This window comes from Acidovorax sp. (assembly GCF_046314175.1).
Lineage (GTDB): Bacteria > Pseudomonadota > Gammaproteobacteria > Burkholderiales > Burkholderiaceae_C > Acidovorax.
This window is the reverse complement of sequence record NZ_JBKBXG010000005.1, coordinates 13778-36106: the sequence shown is the minus strand read 5'-3', so window position 1 is coordinate 36106 and position 22329 is coordinate 13778. Positions and strand designations below refer to the sequence as shown.

Genomic DNA, 22329 nt, shown 5'->3' with positions numbered 1-22329 from the left:
CTCAAATTTCAGAGCCCGGCAGGGTCAGGACGCGGCTCGCGCCATCAGACACCTGCGACAACTCCACCCAGCGGCAACACCAGCCGCGCCCGCAGCCCCACGCCGGGCCCGCTGTGTAGCTCGAGCCGACCGCAGTGGCTGCGCACCACGCGCTCCACGATGGCCAAGCCCAGCCCCGCGCCCGGTGCGCCGGTGCGCGCATGGCCGCCCCCGCGTGCAAAGGGCTGGCGCATGCGGTCGATCTCTTCGGCGGTGATGCCGGGGCCCTGGTCCTGCACCTCCAGCCATACATGGGTGGCGTCTGCCCCTGTGCGCAACACTACCGGCGGCGCACCGTGGCGCAAGGCGTTTTCCACCAGATTGTCCAGCGCGCGGCGCAGGGCCTGGGGGCGCACAGGTGCCTCAGGCAGGGTACCCAGCTCCAGTTGCAGTGCGCGGCCATGGTCGGCCTGCGCCTCGGCCACAGCCTGGGCCAGGTCGTTGAGCGATGCGGTGGTGGGCGCCTCGGCCTCGCCGCTGCGTGCGAACTGAAGGAATTGGCCCACGATGCCATCCATCTCGTCGATGCCGCGCGCCATGCTGGCCGCAAGCGGTGCATCGACCTGCGGACCCGCAATCTCTACCCCCAGGCGCAGCTTGGTCAGCGGCGTGCGCAGGTCGTGCGACACACCGGCCAGCATCAACGCGCGCTCCTGCTCGGCCGCAGCCAGGCTGTGTGCCATGTGGTTGAAACTGCGGCCGACGGTGGCAATTTCTTCGGGCCCGTCCTCCGGCAGCGGCGCGGGCGGCTGGCCCTTTGCCAATTGCCGGGCCGCTGTCACCACCTGCGCCAGCGGTCGGTTGATATGGCGCTGCAGCCACCAGGCCCCCAACAGCGCCAGCAGCATGCTGGCCAGCGTTGCGGCCAGCCAGGCGCCGGTGAACTCACGGCTGGGGAACACGCTGGGGAGGTTGAGCCAATAGCTCTCGGCGCCTTCCGCGCCCTCGTGCACCACACGCAGGGACAGCACGCCGGTGCTGTCGCGGCGCCATAGCGGTTGCGGTGTCTGTGTCGCAGCATGGTCCGCACCCAGACGGCGCGACACCGCCTGCACAAACTGCCGCTCCATGGGCGACAGCAGCGCGCGCCGCGCTGCGCTCTCCGGCGCAACGGGCGGTGCGGACAACACGGCCTGCCTGTTGAACGCCTCGACAAATGCCACACGCTGCGCCGGGGGCAGTGCCTGCAGCCCCGAGCGCATCGCAGACACGTTGCGCGCCACGCCATCGGCCACCTGCGCCACGCGGGGTTTGAAGATCATCTGTCGCACCAACACGGCCGCCACCAGTTGGCCCAGCACGATGAGCACGGACATCAGCAGCAGGTTGCGCCCGAGCAGGCTGCGCGGCCAAAGCCCAAAGCGGCGGGGCAGTGTTGCGGGCGCTGTCACGGCTTGCCTCCTCCGCCTAGCGCCGCGCCATCGGGCACAAACACATAGCCCACGCCCCATACAGTGCGGATGTGGCGCGGCTGGGTCAGGTCGGCCTCGATGAGCTTGCGCAGGCGCATCACCTGTACGTCGATGCTTCGGTCGGTGGCCGTGTGGTCGGGGCCATAGGCCAGGGCCATGAGCCGGTCGCGGCCCAGCGGGCGCTGCGGGTTCTGGGCCAGCGCCAGCAGCAGGGCGAATTCGCCGGTCGTGAGGGGAATGTCCGCCCCCGCCTTTTCCAGCCGCCGCTCGGCGGGCAGCAGCACAAAGTCGCCAAACGCCAGCCGCCCCTGCACGCCGTACACGCCCTGCGGCCCGGTGTGCGCGCCCAGCATGCGCTGGCGGCGCACCAGGGCCTGGATGCGGGCCAGCAGCTCGCGCGGGTTGAAAGGCTTGGGCAGGTAGTCGTCTGCACCCATCTCCAGGCCGACGATGCGGTCTACCGGGTCGCCGCGTGCGGTGAGCATGAGGATGGGAATGGTCTCGCCCTGCGCGCGCAGGCGGCGGCAGATGGCCAGGCCGTCCTCGCCCGGCATCATCACGTCGAGCACCAGCACATCAAAGCGCTCGCGCTGCAGCAACACATCCAGCGGGCCCGCGCCATCGACAGCGCGCACGGAATAGCCCTGGTCGATGAGGTAGCGCTGCAGCAGGGCACGCAGGTCGGGCTCGTCATCGGCGACCAGGATTTTGGCCAGGGGGTCGGTCATGGGCAGGGAGCAACGTGGCAAGTGAAGGCGGCGTGGTGGCAATGGTAGGCGCTACTTGGACGGTACGGCGGGCCATGAACCCCCAGCCATGACAAGGCATGACGGCGCCGCAGTCGTTTGTCATGGTTTGTCATACATCGGCGGATTTCTGCCATCAATGGCTCACACCCGGGACCCACAGTACGGCCATGCCACATCCCAAGGCAAACCCCAAGGAGTCGACCACCATGCCTTTGCTGCCCCACCCCGCTGACAACGACCTGCTGCACCGCCCCGCGCTGGCAGCGGGTGTGCTTGTGTTACCCGCCCTCGCCACCCTGGGGCTGAGCGCCGTGCTGGCGCTGGCCGCCCCCACCGAAGCGCAGGCCCGCACCCGCCGGAGCGTGGAACACAACGCCGATGGCAGTACCACCACCCACACCGGCGTGGCCCGCAGTGGCCCGAACGGCGTGATGCTGCGCGGCCGCACCGCCACCACCGATGGGCAGGGCAGCGGCAGCGTGACCAGCCGCGGCGCAGCCGTCGGCGCGCAGGGCGGGGTGGCCGCACGCCAGGGCAGCACCACGCGCAGCGCAGACGGTAGCGCCAGCCACAGCGGCACGGTGTCCGCCCAGAATGCCCAGGGCAGCCTGCACAGCAGCGGCGGGGCGAGCCGCAACGCCGACGGCACCGTGGCGCAGGCCCGCAGCACCACCGCCACCAGTGCGGTCACCGGCAACAGCGTGCAGACGCAGAGCAGCTACAGCAAGGACAGCGGCTTGAGCCGCAGCGCCACCTGCTACGACGCCAGCGGCACGGCCATGGCCTGCCCCACCCGGCCTTGAGATGGGTCACACCTCACACCGCCATCACCTCCCCTGATTCACACGTCCTTTTCCAGGAGTCTTCCCATGTCCCTGCGCCACCTCCTCACTGTGGCCGCCCTTGCCGCCCTCACGCTGGCCACCACCAGCGTGCAGGCCCAGACCACCGCGCAAGCCACCCCACAAAACGGTGGACGCCTGCGTGCCCTGATCGCACAAAAGCAAGCGGCGGCTACCGAGGCCGCCCTGCCCACAGGCGTGCAGCGCATTGCCGATGTGCCTTATGGCGCGGACCCTGCACAGCGCATGGACGTGTATGTGCCCACCAGCCCCACAGGCGCTGGCACGGGCACCAACAGCCTGGTGGCCAGCGCGGTGCGCGCGCCGGTCATCTTCATGGTGCATGGCGGCGGCTGGCGGCATGGCGACAAGGCCATGGGCCGTGTGGTGCAAGAGAAGGTGAACCGCTGGGTACCCAAGGGCTTCATCCTCATCTCCATCAATTACCGCATGCTGCCCAATGCCCCTGTGGCGGTGCAAGAGCGCGACGTGCAGGCCGCCCTCATGGCTGCGCAGCAGCGCGTGTCCACCTGGGGTGGCGACCCGAGCCGCTTAATCCTCATGGGCCACTCGGCCGGTGCCCACCTGGTGGCCCTGCTCAATGCCCGCGCCCCGCAGGCCTTACGCGAAGGGGCCTGGCCGTGGCTGGGCGCGGTGTCGCTCGACAGCGCTGTGATGAACGTACCTGCTTACATGCGTGCGCCGCACATGCCGCTGTACGACGACGCCTTTGGCAGCGACCCGGCCTACTGGCTGGCGCTGTCGCCCTTTCACCAATGGACGGCGGGCGCGCCGCCGATGCAGATGGTGTGTTCTACCGAACGGGCCGACCAGCCTTGCACGCAGGCCGATGCCATGGCCCGCCACGTGCGCAACCAGGGCGGCCGCGCCGAGGTGCTGCCGCAGGACCTGGACCATGGCGAAATCAACGCCCAGCTGGGGCTGGAGAGCGACTACACCCGGGCGGTGGAGGTCTTCATGGGATCGCTGGACGCTGAGGTGGCGCGGCGGTTGCGGTGTGGCGCTGCCATTTGCTATTAAATAAATAGCTGTTAGCGCTTTATTTATAAGCGCTGGAGGCCATTTTTATTAAGATTTAGCCCGCAGATTTAGCCCGTAGGTGTTGCGCCAGATACGGCGCCAGATACCGCCCCGTGTGACTGGCCGGGTTGGCCGCCAGCTCCTCGGGCGTGCCCACGCCCACCACGGTGCCACCGCCCGCACCACCCTCGGGGCCCATGTCGATGAGCCAGTCGGCGGTTTTGATCACGTCGAGGTTGTGCTCGATGATGACGATGGTGTTGCCCGCATCGCGCAGCTGGTGCAGCACCTTGAGCAGCAGGTCAATGTCGGCAAAGTGCAGGCCCGTGGTGGGCTCGTCCAGGATGTAGAGCGTGCGGCCGGTGTCGCGTTTGGACAGCTCCTGCGCCAGCTTCACCCGCTGCGCCTCACCGCCTGAGAGGGTGGTGGCGGCCTGGCCGAGGCGGATGTACGACAGGCCCACATCCAGCAGCGTCTGCAGCTTGCGGGCGATGGTGGGCACGTCCTTGAAGAAGGCGGCGGCGTCTTCCACCGTCAGCTCCAGGATCTGCGCGATGTTCTTGCCCTTCCACAGCACTTCCAGCGTCTCGCGGTTGTAGCGCTGGCCGTGGCAGATGTCGCAGGGCACGTACACGTCGGGCAAAAAGTGCATCTCCACCTTCACCACGCCGTCGCCCTGGCAGGCTTCGCAGCGGCCACCGGCCACGTTGAAGGAAAAGCGCCCAGGGCCGTAGCCACGCTCCTTGGCGGTGTTCACCTCGGCCATCAGTTCGCGGATGGGCGTGAACAGGCCGGTGTAGGTCGCGGGGTTGCTGCGTGGCGTGCGGCCAATGGGGCTTTGGTCTACGTTGATGACCTTGTCGAAGTATTCGATGCCCACTATCTCGTCGTGCGGGGCTGGCTCTTCGTGCGCGCGGTACAGCTGGCGGGCCACGGCAGCGTACAGCGTGTCGTTGACCAGCGTGCTCTTGCCCGAGCCCGACACGCCCGTCACGCAGGTGAGCAGCCCCACCGGAAAGTCCACCGTCACGCCCTTCAGGTTGTTGCCCGTGGCGCCCGCCACGCGCAGCGCCTGCACGGCGCCCTGGCGCGCGTGGTGCTCGGCCATGCGTTCGGCGCGGCGTTTGCTCGCCTCGGTTTGCGGAAAGCGCGATTTGGCCTTGGCCTCCACCACAGGCGCAGCTTGCTCCAGTACCGGCAGCCAGGGCGTGCGGCGCTTTGGCACGGCAATGGTGCGCGCGCCCGACAGGTACTGGCCGGTGAGCGACTGCGCATTGGCCCGCACTTCGTCGTACGTGCCCTGCGCCATCACGCGCCCGCCGTGCACGCCCGCGCCGGGGCCCATGTCGATCACATGGTCGGCGGCGCGCATCATGTCTTCGTCGTGCTCCACCACGATCACGCTGTTGCCAATGTCACGCAGGTGTTTGAGGGTGGCGATCAGGCGGTCGTTGTCGCGCTGGTGCAGGCCGATGCTGGGCTCGTCCAGCACGTACATCACGCCCGTGAGGCCCGAGCCGATTTGTGACGCCAGGCGAATGCGCTGCGCCTCGCCGCCGCTGAGCGTTTCGGCGCTGCGGTCCAGGCTCAGGTAGCTCAGGCCCACGTCGTTCAAAAACTGCAGGCGCGTAGCGATCTCGCGCACCACCTTGTCGGCAATCTCGGCCTTGGAGCCCGTGAGCTTCAGGTCGTTGAACCAGGTGTGGGCGGTGTTCAGTGTGGCGTGGCTCACTTCGAAGATGGCGCGGGCCTGCTCGCCCTCGCCCAGCCGCACGTGGCGGGCTTCACGGCGCAGGCGGGTGCCGTGGCATTCGGGGCAGGGCTGCGTGCTACGAAAGCGCGCCAGGTCCTCGCGCACCACCACCGAATCGGTCTCGCGGTAGCGTCGCGACATGTTGGGGATGATGCCCTCGAACGGGTGTTTCTTGGCATACACCTTGCCCTTGGAGGCACCGCTGTCCATGATGTAGCTGAAGGCGATTTCTTCCTCGCCCGAGCCGTGCAGGATGGCGTGCTGCACGGGGGCAGGCAGCGATTCAAACGGCGCCTCAATGTCAAACGCGTAGTGCTTGGCCAGGCTCTCCAGCATCGCAAAGTAGTAACCGTTGCGCCGGTCCCAGCCCTTGATGGCGCCGCTGGCCAGGCTCAGCGTGGGGAAGGCCACCACACGCGCCGGGTCGAACACATCGCGCTGGCCGATGCCGTCACACGCGGGGCATGCGCCCATGGGCGAGTTGAACGAGAACAGGCGCGGCTCCAGCTCGGGCAGCGAATAGCTGCACACCGGGCAAGCAAATTTGCTACTGAACAGGTGCTCTTGCCCCGTGTCCATCTCCAGCGCCAGCACACGGCCATTGCCCTCGTGCCCCCCCACGCGCAGCACCGCCTCGATGCTTTCGGCCAGGCGCTGCTGCAGGTCGGCCCGCACCTTGATGCGGTCGATCACCACGTCGATGTTGTGCTTCTCGGTCTTTTTGAGCTGCGGCAGGTTTTCGTGCTCGTAGATCTGCCCATCCACCCGAAAGCGGATGTAGCCCAGCGCCTGCATCTGCGCAAACAGCTCGGTGAACTCGCCCTTCTTCTCGCGCGCCACGGGCGCCAGCAGCATGAGCTTGGTGTCCTCGGGCAGGGCCAGCACGGCGTCCACCATCTGGCTCACCGTCTGCGCCGCCAGCGGCAGGTTGTGGTCGGGGCAAAACGGCGTGCCGGCGCGGGCGTACAGCAGGCGCAAGTAGTCGTGGATCTCGGTCACGGTGCCCACGGTGGAGCGTGGGTTGTGGCTGGTAGCCTTCTGCTCGATGGAAATCGCAGGCGACAGGCCCTCGATCAGATCCACATCGGGCTTGTCGAGCCGCCCCAGAAACTGCCGCGCATAGGCCGAGAGGCTCTCCACATAGCGCCGCTGCCCTTCGGCATACAGCGTGTCGAACGCGAGGCTCGACTTGCCCGAGCCTGACAGCCCGGTGATCACCACCAGCTGGTTGCGCGGGATGTCGAGGTCGATGTTCTTGAGGTTGTGCGTGCGCGCGCCGCGGATGCTGATGCGCTGCTCGCGCAGGACGCGGGCCAGATAGGCACCATCGTCGGGTCGGGCAGAGGGGTCGGCGGCAGCGGGAGGTGGGTTCACAGGGCGGGCTCGGTGCAGGAAAACCAACCATGATAGGTCACCGGCATATTCCGCGCAGCTCTTCCATAATCAGCGTTCCATGCCCGCCGCGCGCTCTCTGCCCTCCACCTTGTTCACCACCGACCAGCAGGTTGGCGAGGCCCGCTTTGACGCGTGGCGCAGCAGCATTTCGGTGGTGTTTGATGTCGCGCCTCTCGCCATGGAGCAAATAGCCTCTTTCCAGGCGACGGTGCAAGCCACGCACCTTGGCAACCTGCTCGTGGGCGACCTGCACTTTGCGGGGCAGCAGTTCATGCGCTCGCAGGCCCGCGTGCTGCGCGACGGTCTCGACCACTATCTGGTGCAGTGGTATCGCACGGGCGGCTTTGTGGGCCAGCGCGACGCGGGCACCGACATGGAGGTGCGTGGTGGCGACATTGTCATTCTGGACCTGGGCCGTACCCTGCGGACCTTTGCGCGCCTGTCGCATGTGCTGACCCTCATCGTGCCGCGCGATCTGATCCATGAGGCGATGGGCGTTCAGGATTCGGACCTGCACGGCACCGTGCTGCGGGGCGATTCAGCGCTGGGTGGCTTGCTGGGCGACCATCTGCTGTCGCTGCAACATCGCCTGCCCGGCATTGCGCTGGATGATGCACCTGCCGTTGCCCGCGCCACCGTGCAGATGCTGGCGGCCTGCGTGCTGCCCAGCGCACGGACCCGCCACGAGGCGCGGGCCGCCATCGACGGCGTGACGCTGGAGCGCATACAGCGCCATATCCAGCGCCACCTGAGCGCCGACCTGAGTGCCGAGGCGTTGTGCCACACCTTCGGCATCTCGCGCAGCGCGCTGTACAGGCTGTTTGAACCTCTGGGGGGCGTAGCCCACCATGTGCAGCAGCGCCGTTTGCTGCAGGCCTACCACACATTGTCCAACCCGGCCAACCGCCGCCTGCGCGTGGCAGAGGTGGCCGCGAGGGCGGGGTTTGCCAGCAATGCCCACTTCAGCCGGGCGTTCCGTGCGGCTTTTGACCTGGCACCCTCAGAGGCAAGGGCGCCCTCCCACCTGGCCGGGGGCCATGCGCCCCACTTGCACGGCCATTCGCCCGAGTACGCGGCCTGGGTGCGGGGCTTGCACGGCGCTTACGGCAGTCTCTGAGCCCCGGCCTCTGCGGTTGGGCCGACGCCATGGCACAGACTGGGACGAACAGTCAACAAACGCTGGACCCACAGGCAAACCGCTGCGGGGGCGCCGCATACGATCTGGCACACCCCATGAATCCCCGGCGAGGCGCCCCGCGCCCACCCAGGGACAGCGCACCCACCCATGCCGAACGCAGCTTTTTTGTCGCCCCATCAACGCCCGTATTCCGCCGCAGGCCGCGCCAATGTGCGAGCGGGCGTTGCAGGGACGGTATTCACTTGGGCGCTGGGCGCCACGTTTGCCGCCTGTGCGGAGGTACCTCCGCCCCGCACCCCGCCTGCGCAAGACACTGCCGCAATGACGGTGGCCCTGTACCAGCCCGACCCACACGCGGCTATAGGGCTTGGCGGGGGCCCCACACCGGCAGCGCAACGCCCATCCCCCGCGCCTGCGCGGCCTGCAGCGGGTGGTGTGCACCGGCACCACGACCAATCCAGCATTCCCACCCCCATCGACAACCCTTGGGCGCTGGGCCTGCTGGCCGGGGTGGTGGGCTGGATGGCGTGGATGGACCGGCGCCAAAAGCGGCACAGACGCTGACTTCCGACCGCCACGGCGCCCAATGGGCGAAAATCCCGGTTTTGCTTCCTCGGGCCTTAGCGCACACCGTGCCGGATTCTTCTTCCTTGTCAGCCGCGGCCGCAACGCGGCCCCCTACACCCAGCAGCGACATGACCCCGCTGGAGCGCCGCTCCAGCGTCAGCTTGGCGCTGATCTTTGCGTTGCGCATGCTGGGCCTGTTTCTGGTGCTGCCCGTCTTCGCGCTGGAGGCACGCAAGTACCCGGGGGGCGACGACCCTGCGCTGGTCGGATTGGCCATGGGTATTTATGGCCTGACGCAAGCCATGCTGCAGCTGCCCCTGGGCCTGGCGTCGGACCGGTTTGGCCGCAAGCGCGTCATCGTGCTGGGCTTGCTGGTGTTTGCGGCCGGCAGCTTGCTGGCAGCTCTGGCGGATTCATTGACCGGGCTGCTGGTGGGCCGTGCTCTGCAGGGCGCGGGGGCGGTGTCGGCGGCGGTCACGGCGCTGCTGGCCGACCAGACGCGTGATGGGGTGCGCACCAAGGCGATGGCGCTGGTGGGCGGCAGCATTGGGCTGATGTTTGCGGTGGCGCTGGTAGCGGCGCCGGTGCTGACGGCGCACATCGGGCTGGCGGGCCTGTTTGGCCTGACCTGCGCCCTGGCGCTGGCGGGCGTGGCGGTGGTGGTGTGGTGGGTGCCACCCGAGCCCGCGCTGCACAAGAACGCCCCCCGGGGTCGCCTGGCCGATGTGTGGGCCCACCCCGACCTGCTGCGCCTGAATCTGGGCGTGTTTGTGCTGCACACGGTGCAGTTGTCGATGTGGGTGGCGGTGCCTGCCATGCTGGTACAGGCGGGGCTCAGCAGAGACCATCACTGGCAGGTGTACCTGCCTGCCGTGGTGCTGTCGTTTGGCGCCATGGGCGGCCTGTTTGCGTTGGAACGCGCGGGCCGGCTGCGAGCGGCGCTGCTGGGTGCCATTGCGCTCGTCCTCGTTGTTCAGGCCGGGCTGGGTGCGCTGGCCGTCAGTGGTGTGGCGCCCACGCTGTGGGTGCTGGGGCCGCTGATGTTTGTCTTCTTTTGTGGGTTCAACGCGCTGGAGGCCAGCCAGCCCAGCCTGGTCTCGCGCATGGCGCCTGCGGCCCTGCGCGGCGCGGCACTGGGCAGCTACAACACTCTGCAGTCCCTGGGCCTGTTTGCAGGGGGCGCGCTGGGTGGCGCGCTGGTGAAATGGGCGGGCGCACCCGGCCTGTTTGCAGCCACCACCGCGCTCACGGCACTGTGGCTGGTGCTGACGTGGCCCCTGCGGCCGACGGGGCGCGGCGGCCACTGAGCACTGCCCCAAAGAGGTTCCAGACAGCCACAGTTGCGGCACAATGGCGCGTTTGGCGCCCGGAAACCCCCTCCAAATCCGGCGCTTCCACGTTACCGAAAAGGCACACACCCCCATGGCATCCATCAACAAAGTCATCATCGTCGGCAACCTGGGCCGCGACCCTGAAATGCGCACGTTTCCCAGCGGCGACCAGGTGGCCAACGTGACCATTGCCACCACCGACAAGTGGAAAGACAAGCAATCCGGCGAAATGAAGGAAGCCACCGAGTGGCACCGCGTCGTGTTCAACGGCCGCCTGGCTGAAATCGTGGGCCAGTACCTGCGCAAGGGCTCGCAGGTGTATGTCGAAGGCAGCCTGCGCACCCGCAAATGGACCGACCAGAGCGGCGTTGAAAAGTACAGCACCGAGATCCGCGCCGACCAGATGCAGATGCTGGGTGGCCGCCAGGGCATGGGCGGCCCCGGTGGCGCCGGAGGTGGCCAGCAAGGCGGCGGCTATGACGACGGCGGTGACCAGGGCGGTTACGACCAGGCCCCACGCCGCGCGGCGCCTCCTCCGCGCCCGATGGCAGCCCCTGTTGCACGGCCCGCGCCTGCGCCAGCCGCACAGGCACCGCGTGCGGCTTCGGGGTTTGATGACATGGACGACGACATTCCGTTTTGAGTCGACACGTCACACCAGGATGGGTAGGGAGGTTGTCCTATCATCCGCAAAAAAGCCCTCTGCCTTTGCTGAGGGCTTTTTTTGTGCCCGGGCGCAGGCTGACACCGCCATCTGGGCAGCAGCAAGACAGACGACAACGCCTGCCCCACCGACTGGTCGAGTGACGGACTGATCGACAGACCGGCCGGTTGTTGTTTACACCCCTGAACCATCGTCGAAAACGTAGCGCCCGGTAACACCGTCGCAGTCGATCTCGCACCCACCCATCGGGCCGCAAACGCACGCTGGCCTGTGCCTTTTACACGGGGCGGTGGCAGCAGCACCCCTCCAGTTTGTCCAGTGCGGCGCACTCGCTACGAAGCCAACAATTTCTTACATCAGATACGCCGGACTCGCAGATCATCGCGGGCTTGTCGCAACTGTGTTCCCAAAAACCAGGCGGCAATTTCGGCTCAAAAAACCAATATCTAACAAAGAGAGAGGGATCGTTATGCCTAGCTTCGTCCGCAAAATTCTGATTTTCATCACCGGCTATGCGTGGCTGCTACTACTGGCGGGGCCCGGCCTGATTGCACTGTCGGTGTACAGCGGATGGAAGGCCGATGGCGACCATGCCTACGCCGCGCGAGAAAGCCTGGAATCCGTATCAGGCACCGTCACGCAAGCGTCTGAAGTCACCGTCAAGCGTAAGCGCCGTTCCACCAAGAAATACTACGAGATCAGCGTGCAGCCCGAGGCCACCGGCGCTGAAGCGCGCAAGCTGCGCATTGACCACAGCACGCCCCAGCAACTGGTGGGTAATTTGATCGACGAAAAAATCACCGCCCTAGTGGACAAAAGCGACAACGACCTGGTGTACGAGGTGGTGGCCGAGGGCACTCAGGTGATCAGTTACGACACCAGCAAGCAGCGCATGCAGGCCGAAGCGGCCTCATCGGCCAAATCCTTCAGCGGCGCGGGTACGTGGATCTTTGCGATCTTCCTCACGTTGATCGGTGCGGCAGGCGTGTGGTCCAACCGCAAGCTGCGTGCTGCACAAGACGCGTACCTCGCAGCCGCCTGATTTCAGTTTCAAAAGAGAGGGAGGGAGGAGCGCCCGGTTTGGCGCCTTCCCACATTCAAATAACCAACGGAGGAAGAAGAAACCATGAATCCCAATGCACTGACCCCCTCGACGCCCGAAGGCGCACCGTTTGAGCGGCGCGACTTCATCGTCTCGACCTATAAACACCTGGGCGTTGCCATGCTCGCGTTTGTGCTGCTGTCTGCCGTGCTGATGGTGTCCGGCTTCTCCGGCACCACGGCCAAGATGCTGCTGGGCAGCGGCAACAAGTTCATCTGGCTGGGCGTGATGGGCGCCTTCATGCTGGTGGGCTGGCTGGCGTCGCACCTGGCCGACAACTCCGACAACCCCCAAACGCAGCTGATGGGCCTGGGCATTTACGTGCTGGCAGAAGGTCTGATCTTTGCCCCCATGTTCGGCATCGCGCAGATCGTGGCCCCCGGCGCCATTGGTTCCGCGGCGTTCATCACGCTGCTGCTGGTGGCTGCGCTCACCTGGACGGCGTTCACCAGCAAAACCGACTTCTCGTTCCTGGGCGGCATCCTGAAGGTGGGCGGCCTCGTGGCGCTGGGCACCATCATCGCGGGCGCCATCTTTGGCTTCAAGCTGGGGATCTGGTTCTCCGGAATCATGGTGCTGTTTGCGGGCGCCTGCGTGCTGTACGACACGTCGCGCATCATTCGCGACTACCCCGCCGACCGCCCCGCAGGCGCGGCACTGCACCTGTTCGCATCCATCGCGCTGATGCTTTGGTATGTGTTGCGCATTCTGATCAGCCTGGCGACCAACGACGATTGACGGGGGCGGTCTCCGCAGACAGAAAAGGCCGGAGCGATACCCGCTCCGGCCTTTTCTTCTTGGGGCGCCAAAATCTAAGCCAAAACAGGCTCTAGCGCTTTATACACAAGCGCCATTAGCTCACTAATCAATAGCAAAACTTGTCGCAGTGCTCGGCACTGTGGGCACTACGGCGCGAGGCCGTCCACTGTGGCAATCACGCCACCTCCCAGGCACACCTCACCGTCATACAGCACCGCGCTCTGCCCGGGCGTCACGGCCCACTGGGCCTCAGGGAACTGCAGCGCAAAGCCGCCCTCCGCAGCCTCCAGCGAACAAGTGGCATCTTGCTGGCGGTAGCGGGTCTTGGCGGCATAGGCGCCCGGCGTGGGCGCATGGCCGGCGCACCAGCTCACGTCCTGTGCCACCAGGCGGTGCGACAGCAGCCAGGGGTGGTCATGCCCCTGCACCACGCGCAAAGTGTTTTTGGCAATGTCTTTGCGGGCTACAAACCACGGCTCGTGCTCGCCACCGCCGCGCTGGGCACCTTTTTCCTTGACGCCGCCAATGCCCAGGCCCTGGCGCTGGCCTATGGTGTAGAAGCTCAGCCCCACATGATGGGCCAGGGTGCGACCCCGGTCGTCTTGGATGGGGCCGGGCGCGTGGCTGATGTAGCGGTTCAAAAATTCACGAAACGGCCGCTCGCCGATGAAGCAGATGCCGGTGGAATCCTTCTTCTTGGCATTGGGCAGCTTGATGTCTTCGGCAATGCGGCGCACCTCTGTCTTGTGCAGCTCACCCACGGGGAACAGCGTTTTGGACAGCTGTGCCTGGTTCAGGCGGTGCAGAAAATAGCTCTGGTCCTTGGATGGGTCGAGCCCCTTGAGCAGCTCGAAAAGGCCGGTGTTGGTATTCTGACGCGCACGCGCATAGTGCCCCGTCGCAATCTTTTCGGCGCCCAGGCGCATGGCGTGGTCGAGAAAGGCCTTGAATTTGATCTCGGCGTTGCACAGCACATCGGGGTTGGGCGTGCGCCCCGCCTGGTACTCGCGCAGGAACTCGGCGAACACCCGGTCTTTGTAATCGGCCGCGAAGTTCACGTGCTCGATCTCAATCCCGATCACGTCCGCCACGGCGGCCGCGTCCACGAAGTCGATGTTGGACGAGCAGTATTCGCTGTCGTCGTCATCTTCCCAATTCTTCATGAAGATGCCGACCACTTCGTGGCCTTGTTGTTTGAGCAGGTGGGCGGTCACGGCCGAGTCCACTCCGCCCGAGAGGCCCACGACAACACGTTGTTTGGGCTGTTTGGTATTGGCAGTCATTGCCCCGATTGTATTTTTTGCGCCGCGGCCGCCGTGCGCGGGCGCACAGAACGCGTAGCCACCAGCAGGTCATAGAGCTGCTGCGCAGCGGGCGACAGCGATTTGCCCCTGCGTTTGATGAGGCCCATCTGGCGCGTCACCACCGGTTCGACCAGCGGAATGCTCACCAGCGTGGGGTGGTCCTTGCCCGGCATGGCCAGGCTGGGAACGGCCGCCACACCCAGGCCCGCTTCCACCAACCCGAGCAAAGTGGTGACATGCTTGGCTTCGTACAGGCACTGGGGACGGTCGGGCACGTTGGCCAGCGCCAAGTCCATCAGCAGGCGGTTGCCCGAGGTCTTGCCCACCGACATGAAGTCGTGCTGGCCCAGCTCGGCCCATGTGACCTTCTTGCGCCGCGCCAGCACATGGTCGCGCCGGCAGGCGGCCACGAAGCGCTCGGCCAGCACGGGTTTGAACTCGATTTCGGCCTCCTGGCTGCCGATGAAATTGAGGCCAAAGTCGGCATCGCCCTGCGCCACAGCCACCAGCACCTCGTTGGCGCTGGCGTCGTGCACCTTGACGCGAATCTTCGGAAAACGCTCGTGGTAGCGCTTAACCACCTGCGGCAGGAAGTAATACACGGCCGAGGGCACGCAGGCAATGGTGACCTCGCCCATGCGGCGAGCGGCTACGTCGCCCAGGCCCATCAGCATGCCGTCCAGGTCGTCCAGCCACACGCGGGTCTTGCGCGCAAAGTCGCGTCCCACGGCCGTGAGCGTCACGCGGCGCGTGGTGCGGTCGAGCAGGCGTACGCCCAGCGCTTCTTCCAGCTTGTCGATGCGGCGGCTGAAAGCGGGCTGCGACAGATGGATGGCCTCAGCTGCAGCGCGAAAGCTATTCAACTCAGCCACAGCGGCAAACGCCTGGATATCAGCAAGATCGAATTTGTTGTTCATGGACATGGGCTTTCAAGACATTTCGCTGTTGCGCAGCACGCATCAAACGATCAGAACATTGCAATTCACGAACGTGATTTCAACATGTACAAGACTCACCTGCCTATTGCGTCGCATGCATCAATCATTGCCAACAATGCAATTCACAGAACAGATGAAGCGTCGCACCATGCCGACCCATGAGCTACAACCTTCCTTGCGTTCTGATGCGTGGCGGCACTTCCCGGGGGCCGTTCTTCCTGGCCGACTGGCTGCCGCAAGACCCTGCGGCGCGCGACCGCACCCTGATCGCCGCGCTGGGGTCGCCGCATGAATTGCAGATTGACGGCCTGGGCGGCGGGAACTCGCTGACCAGCAAGGTGGCGATCGTTTCGCGGTCGGTGCATGCCGGCTGCGACGTGGACTACCTCTTCGCCCAGGTCAGCGTGCAAGAGGCCCGAGTGGACACGCGGCCCAACTGCGGCAACATGCTGGCGGGTGTGGGGCCTTTTGCCATCGAGCAGGGCCTGGTGGCTGCATCGGACCACGGCAACACCACCACGGTGCGGGTCTACAACGTCAATACCCGCTCACGCATTGATGTGCAGGTGTGCACCACCGGAGGCCGTGTGCACTATGACGGCGATGTGCATATCGACGGCGTGCAGGGCACTGCGGCGCCGGTGCTGATGAACTTCCTGGACGCCTGGGGCGCCGTCACCGGCCAGATCTTCCCGACGGGGCAACGCATCGACACCATCCACGACTTGCAGGTCACCTGCATCGATGCCGCCCAGGTGATGGTGCTCGTGCGGGCAGCGGACCTCGGCCTGCGCGGTAACGAGAGCCCTGCAGATCTGGATGCCAATGCCGAACTGCTGTCCAGGCTGGAAGCCCTGCGGTGCGAAGCCGGTCTGCGGATGGGCATGGGCGATGTGTCGAACAGCGTGCTGCCCAAGCCCGTGATCGTGTCGGCGAGCGGGCAACCGGGCAGCGTCGTCTCTCGCTATTTCACCCCTCACCGCTGCCACCGCTCACACGCCGTGACCGGCGCCATTGGCGTGGCCGCCGCCCATGTGCTGCCGGGCACAGTCATTTCTGACACCCTTCAACCCACGGCGGCGGGCAAGCGCCGCGTGGAGGTTTTGCACCCGGCGGGCCGCATCCATGTGGACGTGGAGCTTGCTGAGGTGGACGGCCAATTCAAGCTGGTGCAGGCCGCACTGGTCCGCACGGCACGAAAGATTCTGGAGGGCACGCTGTTCGTTTCAGAAAACGCATTCACCCACTGATTTCAAACCCCATACTTTTAATGACAGGAGACAAAAAATGATGCCCAACCACTTAGTGCCATCGCGCACACGCCGCACGCTGCTGGCAGCAGCCGCCCTCGCTACAGCTGTGCAACTGTTCCCCACACTGGCACACGCAGCGTATCCCGACAAGCCCATCACCCTTGTGGTGCCCACCGCTGCCGGTGGTGGCAACGACGGCATGGCACGCGTGGTGGCGCTCAAGCTTTCCACCCTGCTCGGGCAACAGGTCATCGTGGAGAACAAGGCTGGTGCCAACGGTGCCATTGCGGCAGAGTTCGTTGCCCGCGCAACGCCTGACGGTTACACAATTCTGTTTGGGTATATCGGCACGCACGGCATGAGCCCGGCGCTGCAGAAGCTGCGCTACGACCCGATCGCGCAGTTCGAGCCCATCGGCATGGTGAGCTACTCGCCCACGCTGATGGTGGTGTCCCCCAAGGTGCCGGCCAAGACCGTGAGCGAGCTGGTGGCGCTGACCAAGGCCAAACCCCAGGACTTCAACTATGCCTCGGCCGGCAACGGTACGGCCCCGCACTTCTCGGCTGAAATCTTCAAGCTGGAAAGCGGCGCGCAGATGGCCCATGTGCCCTACCGCGGCGCGGCCCCCGCCATGAACGACACGATGGCCGGGCAGACCCAAGTCATGTTCCCCAGCCTGTTCTCGGCCTACCCCCACGTCAAGAACGGCAAGCTGCGCGCCTTGGCGCTGGCGGGCCCCAAGCGTTCATCACTGTTGCCCGATGTGCCCACGCTGGAAGAGGCGGGAGTGAAGGGCGTCGAGATCACGCAGTGGTACGCCCTGTTTGCGCCCGGCAAAACGCCCAAGCCCGTCGTCGATCAGCTCAACAAAGCGCTCAACACCGCCCTGGCCGACAAGGACGTGGCACGGCGCATTGAAGAACAAGGGGCCGTGGTGGACGCCAGCACACCCGAGCAACTGGCCCTGACCGTGCGCCAGGAGATCGCGAAGTGGAAGGGCGTGGTGCAAAAGGCCCAGCTCACACCGGATTGAGGCAGGGGAAAAACCTTTGCACGCGACTTTCAGATTCACAAAACAATGCAGGAGACATCCATGAGAAAAGTAGCAGGAGCGCTTTGCGCTGCGCTTGCAAGCACCGGTGCGCTGGCGCAGACCAGCGGCGTCACGCTATACGGAACGGTTGACCTGGGCCTGCGCCATGGCAACGGCCTGACAGCCTCCAACGCCGCAGCACCGGGGTCATCACACAGCCTGGGCAGTGGCATCCACACCACTAGCCGCTGGGGGCTGCGCGGGAGCGAAGACCTGGGCGGTGGTGCCAAGGCGCTGTTCCAGTTCGAAAGCGGCCTGAACGCCGACACCGGCGCCTCTGCCAACGCCAGCAAGTACTTTGACCGTGCGTCCTGGGTCGGGCTGCAAGGCGGCTGGGGCACGCTGGCCTTGGGCCGCCAGACCACCACGCTGGCCGACGCCATCTCGCCCGTGGACCCACTGGGCATGCGCTTTGCCAGCTTCAACCCCAGCATCGGCGTGGCCGCGCTCAGCCAGCACGGCCTGGGCATCGAATTCGGCAGTGCCGGGGCCACCTCGGGCTCGTACCGGCTGGACAACTCCATCAAGTACACAGGTCGATTGGGCGGCTTCACCGCACGGGCCATGTGGGGCATTGGCGAAGTGGCTGCACAAGCATCGGCCCTGTCATCGCGCGGGGTGGGCCTGGCCTATGCCGCCGGTGGCTTTGCGGTGTCTGGTGCCTACCAAAGCTTCAAGGACACGAACCAGCGCACGCTGGACGGCGCCACACTGGGCGCCGCCTACCAATGGGGCACCGTGCGCCTTGCAGCCAACGCCGCGCGCAGCGAGGCCGAAACAGCCGCTGGCAGGCACACGGTGCAGCGCGTGCTCTCGGCAGGCGCCACTTGGTCCGTCACGCCACTGTTTGACCTGACAGCGGCGTACTACAAGGTGGACCGTGCTCGCACGGGCGCCGCCGACGGTGGTTATGGCCGTTTGGTGGCCTTTGCCGAATACAAGCTCTCGCGCCGCACCAAGCTCTATGCGGAGCTGGACAACACCCGCTGGCGCAATGGCTTTCAGGGTGCGGCCAACAAGCCCCACGCCACGGGCGTATCGGCAGGGGTGGTGCACTCGTTCTGACGCGTCGGCGTTCTGGCAAGGGCGGTGTGGGTGATCGCACAGGCACTGGTGGGACTGTGCGACCATCGCCCCATGGAACTGCGCCAGCTTCGCTACTTCGTCCGCATCGTCGAACTCGGCTCCATGGGCCGTGCGGCGCTCGACCTGAACATGGTGCAGTCGGCCCTGAGCCAGCAGATCAGCCGACTGGAAGGTGAGCTGAGCACGCGGCTGTTGCAGCGCACCAGCAAGGGCACCGTACCCACCGAAGCGGGGCTGGCGTTCTTTCGCGAGGCCCAGCTCACCCTGCGCCATGCCGAACAGGCGGCCCGCGTGGCACAGCAGGCGCGCCTGTCGGGCACCGTGAGCGTGGGCCTGGCGCCCACCACCGCGTCGGTACTGGGCGTGCCACTGATGCGGGCCATGCGCGAGCGCTACCCCGATGTGCGGCTCCACATGGTCGAGACCCTGTCGGGCCACCTCTCCAACATGCTCAACGCGCGCCAGCTGGACCTGGCCGTGCTGTTCGACACCCAACCCGCGCGCCGCTGGAGCGTGCTACCCCTGCTGGACGAGCGGCTGTTCCTCATCCGCAGCGCCCACGGCGGCGCCAGCACCTTGCCCGCCCGGCTGCCCAAGCGGCTGCGGCTGGCTCAACTGAAGGCCGAGCCGCTGATCCTTCCCACCGGCCCCCACGGCCTGCGCAGCCGCATCGATACCGCCTTTGCTGCAGCGCAGGTGGCGCCCCATGTGGCCATGGAGATCGACTCGCTGGCCATGCTGATGGACGCCGTGAACGCGGGCCTGGGCAGCACGTTGCAACCCTGGGCTGCTGTGGGGCGCTACCCCGACGCCAACGAGCGCTTCGGCCTGGCCGAGCTGTCCGATGCGCCGGCCAGCCGCCCCGCCGCACTGTGCAGCCTGTCGGACGATGAACTCTCGCCCGCCGCCCTGGCCACGCGCGTGGTGCTGGCCGACTGCGCGCGGGCGTTGGTGCAGTCGGGCAGCTGGGTAGGTGCCACGCTGGCGTAGTCCCACCCCAAATGATCTCAAGCCATCACGAAACGTGATGGCCCCATGCCCTTTCGGGCCTGCCCACACCGGGGCGAAATTCTTACAGTGGCGCCACACCCCACGAATGGAATCCCACGGTGCCAAATACCCCCCACTCTGCAGAACCCACTGCGGTCGATGTGCTCGTCATCGGCGGCGGCAATGCCGCCCTGTGCGGCGCGCTGATGGCGCGCGAGGCGGGCGCCAGCGTGCTGCTGCTCGAATCGGCCCCGCGCGCCTGGCGCGGCGGCAACTCGGCCCATACGCGCAATCTGCGCTGCATGCACGATGCGCCGCAGGACGTGCTGGTCGATACCTACCCTGAGGAAGAGTTCTGGCAGGACCTGCTGAAGGTGACCGGCGGGCTGACCAACGAACACCTGGCGCGCCTGGTGATTCGCGAGTCGAGCACCTGCCGACCCTGGATGCGCCGCCACGGCGTGCACTTCCAACCCGCGCTCGCAGGCACGCTGCATGTGGCACGCACCAATGCGTTCTTCATGGGCGGTGGCAAGGCGCTGGTCAATGCGTACTACCGCAGCGCCGAGCAGCTGGGCGTGCAGATCCGCTACGAAGCGCCCGTGGAGCGCATCGAGATGGACGGCAGCCGCTTCATCGCCGCGCACCTGGCCAATGGCGAGCGCATCGCCGCCAAAAGCTGCGTGCTGGCCGCAGGGGGGTTTGAATCGAACCGCGAATGGCTGCGCGAGGCCTGGGGCCAGAACGAGCGTGGCGAGTGGCCTGCGGACAACTTCCTGATCCGCGGCACGGCCTATAACAAGGGCGTGTTGCTCAAGCACCTGCTCGATGACCACGGCGCCGACCGCATTGGCGACCCCACGCAGGCGCACATGGTGGCCATTGATGCACGTGCGCCGCTGTACGACGGCGGCATCTGCACGCGCATCGACTGCGTGTCGCTGGGCGTCGTGGTCAACCGCGAGGGAGCGCGCTTCTACGACGAGGGCGAAGACTTCTGGCCCAAGCGCTATGCCATCTGGGGCCGCCTGGTGGCGCAGCAGCCGGGGCAGATTGGGTACTCGATCATCGACAGCAAGGCGATTGGCCGCTTCATGCCGCCGGTGTTCCCGGGCGTGAAGTCCGACACGCTGCCCGAGCTGGCGCAAAAGCTCGGCCTGCCCGTGGACCGCTTCATGCGCACGCTGAACGACTACAACGCTGCCTGCCGCGTGGGCCAGTTTGACCACACCACGCTGGACGACTGCCACACCGAAGGCGTGGCGCCCGCCAAGACGCACTGGGCGCGGCCCATCGACACCGGGCCGTTCTACGGCTACGCGCTCAAGCCCGGGGTCACCTTCACCTACCTGAGTTTGCACACCGACGACACCACCGCCGTGCGCTTCAAAAACCAGCCCAGCCCCAACTTGTTTGTGGCGGGCGAAATGATGGCGGGCAACGTGCTGGGCAAGGGCTACACCGCCGGGGTGGGCATGAGCATTGGCACCGCCTTTGGCCGCATTGCGGGCACGCAGGCGGCTTTGGCATCAAAACAGCCTCCAGCGCACATCCCACAAGCGCAAACAGCTATGAAAAACGTAGCCCCCACGCTCGTCACTTCGTGTACTGCGCTGCCCCCCGAGGGGGCGCGTTTTGCCTTGGGGCGGCCCGGCGGCAAAACAGGAGTAAATAATGCAAACGCTTGAAGCCCTGACGCGCGACGCCCGGGCGCTGGCGAACGGCGAGATCGTGCTGTCCGCGCCTGAAACCGAGGTGGCCCGCCAGCTGCAGATCTGCAACGCCTGCCGCTACTGCGAAGGCTTTTGCGCCGTGTTCCCGGCCATGACGCGGCGGCTGGAGTTTGGCAAGGCCGACATCCACTTCATTGCCAACCTGTGCCACAACTGCGGTGCCTGCCTGCATGCGTGCCAGTACGCGCCACCGCATGAATTTGCGGTGAACGTGCCGCAGGCCATGGCCCAGGTGCGGGGACAGACCTATGCCGACTACGCCTGGCCGCCCGCGCTGGGCCAGCTCTACCAGCGCAACGGCCTCACGTTGGCGCTGGCCCTGGTGGCGGGCCTCACGCTGTTCATGGCGTTGGCCGTAGCGCTGCACGGCCAGGGCCTGGGTGCGCTGTGGCAGTCGCCCGTGGGCGGCTTCTACGGCATCTTCCCGCACAACCTGCTCGTGGGCCTGTTTGCGCCGGTGTTCCTGTTTGCCGTGCTGGCACTGGGCCTGGGCGTGCGCCGTTTCTGGAGCGATATCACACCCGCCACCAGCGGCGCGCCGCTGAGCGCGCCCGCCACGGCCGAGGCCACCGATGCGGTACTGCGCCTCAAATACCTGGACGGCGGCCACGGCGACGGCTGCCACAACGAGGACGACGCCTACACCCTCTCGCGCAGGCGCATGCACCACCTCACGTTCTACGGCTTCATGCTGTGCTTTGCTGCCACCAGCGTGGCCACGCTGTACCACTACCTGCTGGGCGCGCCCGCGCCCTACGACCTGCCCAGCCTGCCCAAGTTGTTGGGTGGCATCGGCGGCGTAAGCCTGGCGATTGGCACGGCTGGCCTGTGGCGGCTGAACCTGCGCCGCCACCCCGAGCACGGTGACGCCGCGCAAAAACCCATGGACCGCGCCTTCATTGCGCTGCTGTTCCTCACGGCCACCAGCGGCCTGGCGCTGTGGGCAGCGCGCGGCACCCCTGGGCTGCCTTTGATGTTGTGCCTGCACTTGGGCGCAGTGATGGCGCTGTTTGCCACCATGCCCTACGGCAAGTTTGGACACGGCATCTTCCGCACCGCATCGCTGCTGCGCCACGCGGTGGAAAAACGCCAGCCCAACCCGATTGGACTTGGCGCCGACTGAGCACCTAGCCATCCCCA

The 22329-nt window shown here is 66.3% G+C and carries 19 protein-coding genes; 14 read left to right on the top strand and 5 right to left on the bottom strand.

The window, feature by feature from the left end; translation table 11 throughout:
- Positions 1 to 44: 44 nt before the first annotated feature.
- Together ACK4OE_RS02510 and ACK4OE_RS02505 are read right to left on the bottom strand one after the other, a co-directional pair.
- Complete coding sequence (locus tag ACK4OE_RS02510; RefSeq protein ID WP_409882773.1) at positions 45 to 1430, bottom strand: ATP-binding protein; 1386 nt, start codon at positions 1428 to 1430, stop codon at positions 45 to 47.
- Positions 1427 to 2179 carry a response regulator gene (locus tag ACK4OE_RS02505; RefSeq protein WP_409882772.1) on the bottom strand — a complete coding sequence of 251 codons (753 nt, stop codon included), beginning with the start codon at positions 2177 to 2179 and terminating at the stop codon, positions 1427 to 1429. The genes ACK4OE_RS02510 and ACK4OE_RS02505 overlap by 4 nt, the downstream gene beginning before the upstream one ends.
- Positions 2180 to 2406: 227 nt before the next feature.
- Between ACK4OE_RS02505 and ACK4OE_RS02500 the strand changes: the two genes are divergently transcribed.
- Both ACK4OE_RS02500 and ACK4OE_RS02495 read left to right on the top strand, forming a co-directional pair.
- On the top strand, positions 2407 to 3003 hold the full coding sequence (locus ACK4OE_RS02500; RefSeq protein WP_409882770.1) for a hypothetical protein: 597 nt from the start codon (positions 2407 to 2409) through the stop codon (positions 3001 to 3003).
- Positions 3004 to 3069: 66 nt separating this feature from the next.
- On the top strand, positions 3070 to 4083 hold the full coding sequence (locus tag ACK4OE_RS02495; RefSeq protein ID WP_409882769.1) for an alpha/beta hydrolase: 1014 nt from the start codon (positions 3070 to 3072) through the stop codon (positions 4081 to 4083).
- 55 nt (positions 4084 to 4138) lie between these two features.
- Here the strand turns inward: ACK4OE_RS02495 and uvrA are convergent, their stop codons facing one another.
- Positions 4139 to 7210: an excinuclease ABC subunit UvrA gene (gene uvrA / locus ACK4OE_RS02490; RefSeq protein ID WP_409882767.1), complete on the bottom strand. Its 3072-nt coding sequence runs from the start codon at positions 7208 to 7210 to the stop codon at positions 4139 to 4141.
- 79 nt (positions 7211 to 7289) lie between these two features.
- On the opposite strand from uvrA, the gene ACK4OE_RS02485 reads away from it, so the two are divergent.
- The 6 genes from ACK4OE_RS02485 to ACK4OE_RS02460 all read left to right on the top strand — a co-directional run bounded on the left by ACK4OE_RS02485 (position 7290) and on the right by ACK4OE_RS02460 (position 12771).
- Positions 7290 to 8348 carry a helix-turn-helix domain-containing protein gene (locus tag ACK4OE_RS02485; protein WP_409882766.1) on the top strand — a complete coding sequence of 353 codons (1059 nt, stop codon included), beginning with the start codon at positions 7290 to 7292 and terminating at the stop codon, positions 8346 to 8348.
- 168 nt (positions 8349 to 8516) lie between these two features.
- Entirely contained in the window at positions 8517 to 8933 is a 417-nt protein-coding gene (locus ACK4OE_RS02480; RefSeq protein ID WP_409882764.1) for an IPTL-CTERM sorting domain-containing protein, read from the top strand.
- 131 nt (positions 8934 to 9064) lie between these two features.
- A complete protein-coding gene (locus ACK4OE_RS02475) occupies positions 9065 to 10243 on the top strand; it encodes an MFS transporter (RefSeq protein WP_409882763.1) in 1179 nt (392 codons plus the stop codon).
- Positions 10244 to 10358: 115 nt separating this feature from the next.
- A complete protein-coding gene (gene ssb, locus ACK4OE_RS02470) occupies positions 10359 to 10910 on the top strand; it encodes a single-stranded DNA-binding protein (RefSeq protein ID WP_409882761.1) in 552 nt (183 codons plus the stop codon).
- 490 nt (positions 10911 to 11400) lie between these two features.
- Positions 11401 to 11973: a hypothetical protein gene (locus ACK4OE_RS02465; protein WP_409882760.1), complete on the top strand. Its 573-nt coding sequence runs from the start codon at positions 11401 to 11403 to the stop codon at positions 11971 to 11973.
- Between the two features lie 84 nt (positions 11974 to 12057).
- Complete coding sequence (locus ACK4OE_RS02460; RefSeq protein ID WP_409882759.1) at positions 12058 to 12771, top strand: Bax inhibitor-1 family protein; 714 nt, start codon at positions 12058 to 12060, stop codon at positions 12769 to 12771.
- 167 nt (positions 12772 to 12938) lie between these two features.
- On the opposite strand, the gene mnmA is transcribed toward ACK4OE_RS02460, so the two are convergent.
- Both mnmA and ACK4OE_RS02450 read right to left on the bottom strand, forming a co-directional pair.
- Complete coding sequence (mnmA, locus tag ACK4OE_RS02455; protein ID WP_409882758.1) at positions 12939 to 14075, bottom strand: tRNA 2-thiouridine(34) synthase MnmA; 1137 nt, start codon at positions 14073 to 14075, stop codon at positions 12939 to 12941.
- Entirely contained in the window at positions 14072 to 15013 is a 942-nt protein-coding gene (locus tag ACK4OE_RS02450) for a LysR family transcriptional regulator (protein ID WP_409882757.1), read from the bottom strand. The genes mnmA and ACK4OE_RS02450 overlap by 4 nt, the downstream gene beginning before the upstream one ends.
- A gap of 179 nt (positions 15014 to 15192) precedes the next feature.
- Between ACK4OE_RS02450 and ACK4OE_RS02445 the strand changes: the two genes are divergently transcribed.
- From ACK4OE_RS02445 to tcuB, 6 genes are all read left to right on the top strand, one after another.
- A complete protein-coding gene (locus tag ACK4OE_RS02445; RefSeq protein WP_409882755.1) occupies positions 15193 to 16284 on the top strand; it encodes a 4-oxalomesaconate tautomerase in 1092 nt (363 codons plus the stop codon).
- Positions 16285 to 16324: 40 nt separating this feature from the next.
- A complete protein-coding gene (locus ACK4OE_RS02440; RefSeq protein ID WP_409882754.1) occupies positions 16325 to 17320 on the top strand; it encodes a Bug family tripartite tricarboxylate transporter substrate binding protein in 996 nt (331 codons plus the stop codon).
- 60 nt (positions 17321 to 17380) lie between these two features.
- Positions 17381 to 18445, top strand: coding sequence for a porin (locus ACK4OE_RS02435; protein WP_409882753.1), 1065 nt, complete (start codon positions 17381 to 17383; stop codon positions 18443 to 18445).
- A 72-nt stretch (positions 18446 to 18517) separates the two neighbouring features.
- Positions 18518 to 19456, top strand: coding sequence for a LysR substrate-binding domain-containing protein (locus ACK4OE_RS02430; protein ID WP_409882751.1), 939 nt, complete (start codon positions 18518 to 18520; stop codon positions 19454 to 19456).
- A gap of 119 nt (positions 19457 to 19575) precedes the next feature.
- Positions 19576 to 21144: an FAD-dependent tricarballylate dehydrogenase TcuA gene (tcuA, locus tag ACK4OE_RS02425; RefSeq protein WP_409882750.1), complete on the top strand. Its 1569-nt coding sequence runs from the start codon at positions 19576 to 19578 to the stop codon at positions 21142 to 21144.
- Positions 21131 to 22312, top strand: a complete 1182-nt coding sequence (tcuB, locus tag ACK4OE_RS02420) for a tricarballylate utilization 4Fe-4S protein TcuB (RefSeq protein WP_409882749.1) — start codon at positions 21131 to 21133, stop codon at positions 22310 to 22312. Before tcuA ends, tcuB begins: the two co-directional genes overlap by 14 nt.
- The last annotated feature ends 17 nt before the right edge of the window (positions 22313 to 22329 follow it).